The organism is Lentilactobacillus diolivorans DSM 14421, from assembly GCF_001434255.1.
In the GTDB taxonomy this organism is placed as follows: Bacteria; Bacillota; Bacilli; order Lactobacillales; family Lactobacillaceae; genus Lentilactobacillus; species Lentilactobacillus diolivorans.
The window spans coordinates 148,502-155,984 of the sequence record NZ_AZEY01000098.1 but is presented as its reverse complement, the minus strand read 5'-3'; the positions used below and the strand labels follow the sequence as shown (position 1 = coordinate 155,984).

The 7,483-nt window shown below is 38.7% G+C and carries 4 protein-coding genes and 1 pseudogene; all 5 read right to left on the bottom strand.

Translation table 11 applies throughout. The features are described 5' to 3' along the window. Positions 1–154, bottom strand: a pseudogene (locus FC85_RS15755) (MFS transporter); the annotation flags it as partial. A 375-nt stretch (positions 155–529) separates the two neighbouring features. Then, positions 530–1,525, bottom strand: a complete 996-nt coding sequence (locus FC85_RS12500; RefSeq protein WP_057865869.1) for a LacI family DNA-binding transcriptional regulator — start codon at positions 1,523–1,525, stop codon at positions 530–532. Between the two features lie 273 nt (positions 1,526–1,798). Next, positions 1,799–3,685: a DUF2264 domain-containing protein gene (locus FC85_RS12495; RefSeq protein WP_057865868.1), complete on the bottom strand. Its 1,887-nt coding sequence runs from the start codon at positions 3,683–3,685 to the stop codon at positions 1,799–1,801. Between the two features lie 402 nt (positions 3,686–4,087). Continuing rightward, positions 4,088–5,275, bottom strand: a complete 1,188-nt coding sequence (locus tag FC85_RS12490; RefSeq protein WP_057865867.1) for an MFS transporter — start codon at positions 5,273–5,275, stop codon at positions 4,088–4,090. 289 nt (positions 5,276–5,564) lie between these two features. Further along, the gene (locus FC85_RS12485) at positions 5,565–7,004 is read right to left on the bottom strand and encodes an NADP-dependent glyceraldehyde-3-phosphate dehydrogenase (RefSeq protein ID WP_057865866.1); all 1,440 of its coding nucleotides are present in this window, start codon (positions 7,002–7,004) and stop codon (positions 5,565–5,567) included. Positions 7,005–7,483: the final 479 nt, after the last annotated feature.

Genomic DNA, 7,483 nt, shown 5'->3' with positions numbered 1-7,483 from the left:
AACCAATTGGCCCATACCAGCAAAGTGGTGCTAAAAACATAGCCGACGAAACCATCCAAGGTAGTTTTGGTTGTTGTGAATCTTTTATTTTAGCGTTAGTAATTTCCCCAACAACTGTCTTAACCGGTTCCTTGGAATCATTATTCTGAGACATGATATATCACTCCATTCGATAAAATAAATTACAGAGATAGAAAAGAAATGTTAAACGCTTACAAACAGATTGTAGCGCTTTCATTTAGTAATGTAAATAGTATTTTAGTAAAATATTCGAATTAATATATGAGTTTTCGTAAATTTATTTCTTGAAACGACTATTAAATCGCAAGGTTAACTGATTTACCTTCTTTAAAGAAAAATCAATCTTTGATTATATCTAGCGTTCGGAATAATTAAATTGCAAAAAACTATACTAACATGGTCTCCTTTTACTAAAATAGATAAACAAGTTAAAAATTAATTAATGGCACAATAAAAAAGTCCGGTTTGCGATTTTCGAAAACCGGACTTTTCACTAAAAGTAGATAAATTATTTGCTGCTCTCACGATTAACTAATTCAGTGGCAATAATCGTTAGTTCTGGAACTTTCTTAGGATTCTTGATCCGTTGTAAAAGCATTTCAATGGCTCGTTCGCCCATTAGTTCAGTATGAACATGAACCGTCGTTAAAGCTGGACTTGTATATTTGGCAATTGCGACGTCATTAAAACTGATGATACTAACGCGATCCGGGACTTTAATGTTGTGCTGCTGCAACGCACGCAAGACCCCCACAGCCATCGAATCACTACCAATCATAAATCCATGGGGAAGTTTATCACCCAACTTCCCAATTGCCTCATTCATTAATTCAAATCCTGAATCCGGTCCAAAAGGTCCCTGAAAGACAAAATCGCTATTATAAAGTCCCTTTTCGCTTAAGTACTGATTAAAAGTCGCAACTCGTGGATCGCGAACGCCCTGCTTCTCAGTAACCGTTAATTCTTTACCGGCAATCATGCCAATATCATTAATCCCCTTTTCAATAAACCGGTCAACAATTTTCCTGACTGGTGATTCAAAATCACTTCTAATACAATCCAGCCCATATTGAAGATAGTTTTCACCAATACAAATAACTGGCAATCCATAGGACGCTAGCTCTGTTACTTCAGTCTTATCGAATTTTCCAACCGCAATAATGCCGTCGAAATTTTTAATTCGATTTTTATCGATTGATTCGTACGTTACCCGCTCAATAGTGGCACCCAAGCTAGCAGCTTTATTTTCAATACCGTATTCAATTTGTAAATAATAGAGATCCGATAATTCTTCCTTATCTGTATGCCACTGAACGATGGCAATTTGCTTACCGGTTTTAACTTGGCGCTTATTTCGCTTCTTATACTGTAATTTTTCAGCCACTTCAAGTACTCGCCGACGCGTATCTTCCCCCACAGACAAAGTATCATCGAAGTTTAAAATTCGTGAAACCGTCGAAATCGAAACACCAGCTTCATTTGCTACATCCTTAATTGTTGTCATCATTAATCACCCATTAATATTCATTTGGTAAAACTTCCCACTTTAGAAATGGTTATTCGCTAAAATTGTGCCTAAATCTATACTAATTTAGTGTAACACTTGGACTAATCGCAATAAACAACTATGTCGATAATTAAAGTGGATCAATCAAATAGCGCCAACATATGTAAAAAATGAGTCCCAACCCTTTAAAAATACTTAGGTAAAGGATTAGCACTCATTAAGAGTCTCACACAAACTTATTTTCCAATCATTACAACTACCAAACCGCTTCTAAAATTCAGCTAGCATTATTGATGAGGTATGATTTTTAATTGAAATTGAAAGCTGATTGCCATTTAATTGAATTTTCGGAATGATTAAGTTCCCGTTTTCATCAAGGCTTTCAAGTTCGCGATCACCTAAATAAAGTGAAACCAGTGTATACTTGCCTGGTTTTAGGACACCAGTTTGTAAAGGAATCTTTGTTTTAGGAAAAAGAATATTCGTGTTAGGCTCAGGAACCGATAATTCGGCTTTAAGTTCCTTGGATAACCCGATTATTCCGGTAATCCCAACCTCAGTCCTGTAAAAAATGGCATTATTAATATTGGTCGAAATTTCTTTTTGATTGTCCGTCCCATAGTCTGGCGCCGCAAAACCGCCTTCTGCTAAATGAACTGTCCGCTTGGTATCAATTTTATGAACCCGAACATGCCAAGGCATTGATGGTACAACAAAGTTTTTAATCTCAACATCGTCCCATGGCTTCCAATCACTGTAAACATAATCATCATGAATCGCATAATCTTCATATTTGAACGCTGTCCGCCAGAAATTCTCCGTTTCGGAAACCGCTAACGTATTATCATAAGCCCCCTGTTTCAGCAATACCGACCCTTTAGGCGTGCTAAAACCAAACGTCGTTGAATAAACATACTTTTCATATTTTGCTTCACCATGAGCATGTTCATGTGAGTGTTGCCCAGCTGTAAATGATTGAACCTCCAAACCAGTTTTGCTGTGGGCAATTAACATCCTGGGTTCGGGTTGCTTCTTCAAAGGCTCAAACTTAAAGTCATCGCTTTCCTTAGTTGTCCAAAATGGATCATCGTCCGGTAATGCGAAGAAAATAAACGTCTTTAACGCCCAGTAAGCAGAGGCCGGACCATTGTATCCTTCAGCAAAATTCATATTTGGATATGAATACCCAATCGGAATCAGCCCATCGGTTTGAAAAATATTCTGCCGGAACCACCAACGTAAATTCTGCAACAATAGATGTTTAATATCACCTAGCGTATAACCATCCGGTAGATCAACGTGCGCATAAGCATAGGCAGCCCAAAATGCTGCTTGGGCGAATCGATAATCCAAACTGCGTCCAAATGGAAGCGCTGCGCCATCCTTTGCGAACCAGTTGGCATAGCTTGGCACGAATGCTTTAGCACGTTCTTTCAGTAGTTTGGCCTGTTTGTTATCTGTTTTGGCCAACCCAACAGTTAAAATTGTAAAGAACTGATAGGCAAATGGAATATAGTTATCAATTTGGTTAACATAGCCATCATATGACCAGCCATGGCCTAAATATTGTGGATTTGTGATGGCATAATCATCGTCAATCAACTTCTGATTATCGTGATATCCTGAGTCAGTGATAAATTGATTAACCATTGCTCGGAAAAATAGCCAGTTTGTTTTTGGAATTGTCTTATGATTAACCTGATCCATCCAATCCACAATTCGTTTCTGCTGAACAGTAGACATTTGATCCCAGAAGGTCGATTTGGTTTCATATAAGAAGGCAGTTAAGGCACCCATTTCAACAAATAGTTGATCATAGTCACCTAACTCGCCACCCCAATAGTCGGGCGAATCGGGGTCAGTTCCCGCTAAAATACCTTCCGTGGTTAGTTCATACCAATCCGGATGTTCATAAATACGCTCCCTGTCACTAAAATAGGGGCCTAGTCCCCAGAGAAGACGCATGAATCCTTCAATTTCAGTTTTTTCTTGAATATATACCGCACCACTGTCGCTCATTCGGAAGCGGCCCTTTTGTTTCTGTTGAGCCAGAACAGTCATTGCCGGTGCCAAAATATCAGTTAAAGCTGCTTTGACATCAGCTTTACTGCGCAACGGATTATCTTTAATTTGTTCGTTAAATAATTTGCGTTTCAATTAAAATTCACCTCGTTTGATTATTTTTGTAAGCGCTTCAACAATTAAAGAATACTGCTTATTTTACTAAATTTCAACACAGTTTTACTATTTTAATGATTTTAATTAGTGATTTAATTGGGATAATATCAATTCAGTAAAGAAAAGCACCGGTTTGTAAGGTTTCAATCTGATAACAACACATGTAAAAATTTTAGGAAAATAAAAAAGATGAGACTGGGACAATAGTCATTTTGCCCAGTCTCTGTTAGTGTAAACACGATTATTACCAAGTAAAAACACGGCCGGAAGTTAAGCGCCTTTTGTCCCGCTCTGATTTTTTGAAATAATCGTGGATTGATCTCGTCGATAGCAGCTGATCATCTAATCCATCCATTTTGATTTTTATCTCTTGGTTTATATCTATATTTCCTGCCGTAAAGCAGCCATCCGGTGCCCACTCAAGAGTTTAATTAGTTCAATCATTGCAACCACCGAGGCAATAATGCCTGAAACCATAAACAAGCTTTGATCCGTCCCACCAACATTAATTAATTTGCCAACATACGGGCAGAGGAAGTTCGCCGAATTGGTCGCAATCATTAAAATCGTGCTGGCATCATTCCCATACTTTTTAGGAACAAAGGAAAGTCCCTTGGAAAAGATAAACGGAATAAATAGGCCGAAGCTAAAGCCAACCCCAATGGCACCCACAAAACAGGCAATCGATGAATCGGCGGCGCTAATTGTAAAGACGCTGACAGCCTCGATCACAATCGCCAACAGCAATGTATATTTTTTAGCAATTTCATAGAAAATACCATAAATTAAACCGCCAATAATCGTTCCAACCGACATCATGACCACCGCGCTTGATCCAACGGCTAATGGGCCAAAATGATTGTTCAAAATATAACTCGGAATCTTAACATTAACCGTCATATAGAACACCATCACAATAAATAAGACAATCCAATAATAACCAAATTGAACTTTTGATGCCGTTGTCACCTTCTCATTCACGGAGACTGTTTCTTTAACATCGGGTGCATCATACCGAACCTCGGGAACAAATATTAAATATAGAAGGAATATTGGAATGCTAATTAAATAGAAGGAAAATGCCATCTTCCAGCTCGTATTCATTAAAATAAGGCCAACAATCAATGCACCACCAGCGGCACCCAGTCCTTGAAACGTATTTTGAAAGCCTAGTAAACGTTCACGTTGCTGCCCAGTATATAGTAGATCAATTAAACTGATACAAAGCGCGTTAAATAGACCGATCCCAGCTCCCATCACGGCTCTGGCAGCAAGCAGAATCAAAACATTTGGTGCCAGCATTGAAGCCAGAGCACCAACCGCTGTTAAAGCTGTGCCGGTAAGCACAAGTTTCTTTGTTCCCCAGCGTTTTACCATAAAACTACTTATCACAATCGCTAAAGCCATTGTGAAAGATGGCATTGTTACGGTTAATTCTGCCGTTTCTTGTGTCATGCTTGGAAATGTTTTCATCAAGTCCGGAATTGTTGCAGCCGTTGCACCAGTTGACATTGGCAATAACGACAACGCTAATAGTGAAAATGCCATCATTCCTGATTTCTTTTGCATCCTTTTATCCTCCCAGTTCAATCCACCCACAACATATCTTTAAAGATCAAAAACATTGTAAGCCAAAATGAAAGCGAAAGAAAGATTAAATAACTATTTTTTTAAAAGAACCTAATAAAGCGTTATCACGGTGTTTTGGAACCGTTTATTTATGAAAATAGGCTTTGAAAATCAATATTAGATTAATTTTCAGAGCCTAGCTAACAACAATCATATTCAAATTATTTAGGGAAAGTCAATGATAAATCAATTTCACCCTACTTACCAATAGCAATCGTCCTGGAAAATCCTACTTTAAATTCATAACGGTTAATTTTTCCCGTGACATCGATAAGATACTATTATGAACACCTTGAGTCCCCATTCCAGATGCCTTAACCCCTAGAAACGGAAAATTATCAGGTCCTCTTTGTGGTCGACCATTTACTTGGACAGTTCCAACTTGAAGCTTCCCTGCAAGTTCCAAAGCCTCATCTAAATCTTTGGTAAACACGCTAGCCTGCAAGCCGAACTGCGATTTATTAGCAATTCGGAGCGCTTCCTCATCAGAATGAACCCGGATAATAGGTAGCACCGGCCCAAACGGCTCAACCCAAGCAACATCCATATCTTGGGTGACATGGTCCAATAATATTGGTGCCAATAAATTTTCCTGACGATGATTTCCTGTTACAAGTGTTGCACCCTTGCCCAATGCATCGTCGATTAACCTTTGAACAAAGTCCGCTGATTTATCATCAATCAACGGGACAATTGTATTGTCTTCGTCTGGATTCCCAACGGATAAACCTTCAACGCCTGACTTAAGTTTCTCAACTAATTTATCAGCAACCTGATCATTAACCAATACCCGTTTCACGGCCGTACAGCGCTGACCTGAATAAGCAAAAGCACCGCCAATAATATTTTTAGCCGTTACATCTAAATCGGCATCCTCGCAAACAATGGCCGGATCCTTGCCACCAAGTTCCAAGACCATTGGGACCATAATTGACTTTTCTGAAAGATGCTTTCCAGTTTGGGTACTGCCAGTGAAACTAACCATATTAATACCCGGATGTTCAATCAAATAGTCCCCAATTTCTGAACCATGTCCAGTTAATAAACTAATCAAACCCTTAGGAAGGCCAGCTTGATCAAGCGTTTCAATCATTTTAATACCACTAATTGATCCCTGGGTTGCTGGTTTGAAAATCACTGCGTTACCAGCCATCAGCGCTGGTGCAATCTTAGATGCTGATAAATTCACAGGGTAATTAAACGGTGAAATTGCCAAAACAACGCCTAATGGGACTCGTTCAACAATCCCCAATTTTTCTTTTGAGCCACCGGGAAAGCCATCCCCACGGACACTTTGACCATGCATATGCAATGCCTCTTGAACTGTATATCTGATTAAATCAACTGTCCTAAGAACTTCCTTCTTAGCGTCATCATAGTTTTTACCAACTTCATTCATTACAGAGATTGCCAGATCATCGGCGGATTGATCTAAATGATCTGCCCAACGGTTTAAATAGGCGCCGCGCTCGCCAAGTGACAATGAGGCCCATGCAGGTTGCGCTTTTTGAGCTTGCTGAATTGCTTGATCAACTTCGTCTTGGGTAACTGCTTGGACTCGCCCAATTGGCTGATGCTGCCATGGCGAAACAATTTCAATCGTTCGTTTAGAATCACTGTCTTGCCAGTTACCAGCTAAATATGCTTGATATGTCGTTAAGACATCCATTCAATCAACCTCTTTTTCATAATTTTTGACTAAATCAAGGTATTTTCATCCCGCTTTCATTAGTCGTTTAACTAGAAATTATAGTGTCCTCATTTATGAAAGTCAACTGAAAATGTGATATACCAGCTCATTTGACACCCTATAACCATTAATCAGAAAGATCTACAGTTGAAATTGTTTTCCTGATTTTTGTGAAAATGTCTCTGAATAAACACAACTTAGTTTTCAAAATAAAAAAGCTTTGCAAAATAGCATCATCTACTTTGCAAAGCTCAAATATTATCTCGAATAAGATCGAATGGGGTTTCGAAACGCCATGTCAGAAATAGCGTTTACTTATTCGATTGATAACTTTTTAATAGTGTAACATGAGGTGTTATTAGGTTTCAACCTTTTTGAAACTCAAGAAGAAGCTTCGTCATTGGTTTAACAATCTAAACAATTCCAGCAGCTCTCAAAATTAATCCGATCAATCAACA

Bases quoted from the DNA above. Each gene is read 5' to 3' on its own strand.
- FC85_RS12500 (WP_057865869.1), bottom strand. From the start codon at position 1,525: ATGACAACAATTAAGGATGTAGCAAATGAAGCTGGTGTTTCGATTTCG.
- FC85_RS12490 (WP_057865867.1), bottom strand. From the start codon at position 5,275: ATGCAAAAGAAATCAGGAATGATGGCATTTTCACTATTAGCGTTGTCG.
- FC85_RS12485 (WP_057865866.1), bottom strand. From the start codon at position 7,004: ATGGATGTCTTAACGACATATCAAGCATATTTAGCTGGTAACTGGCAA.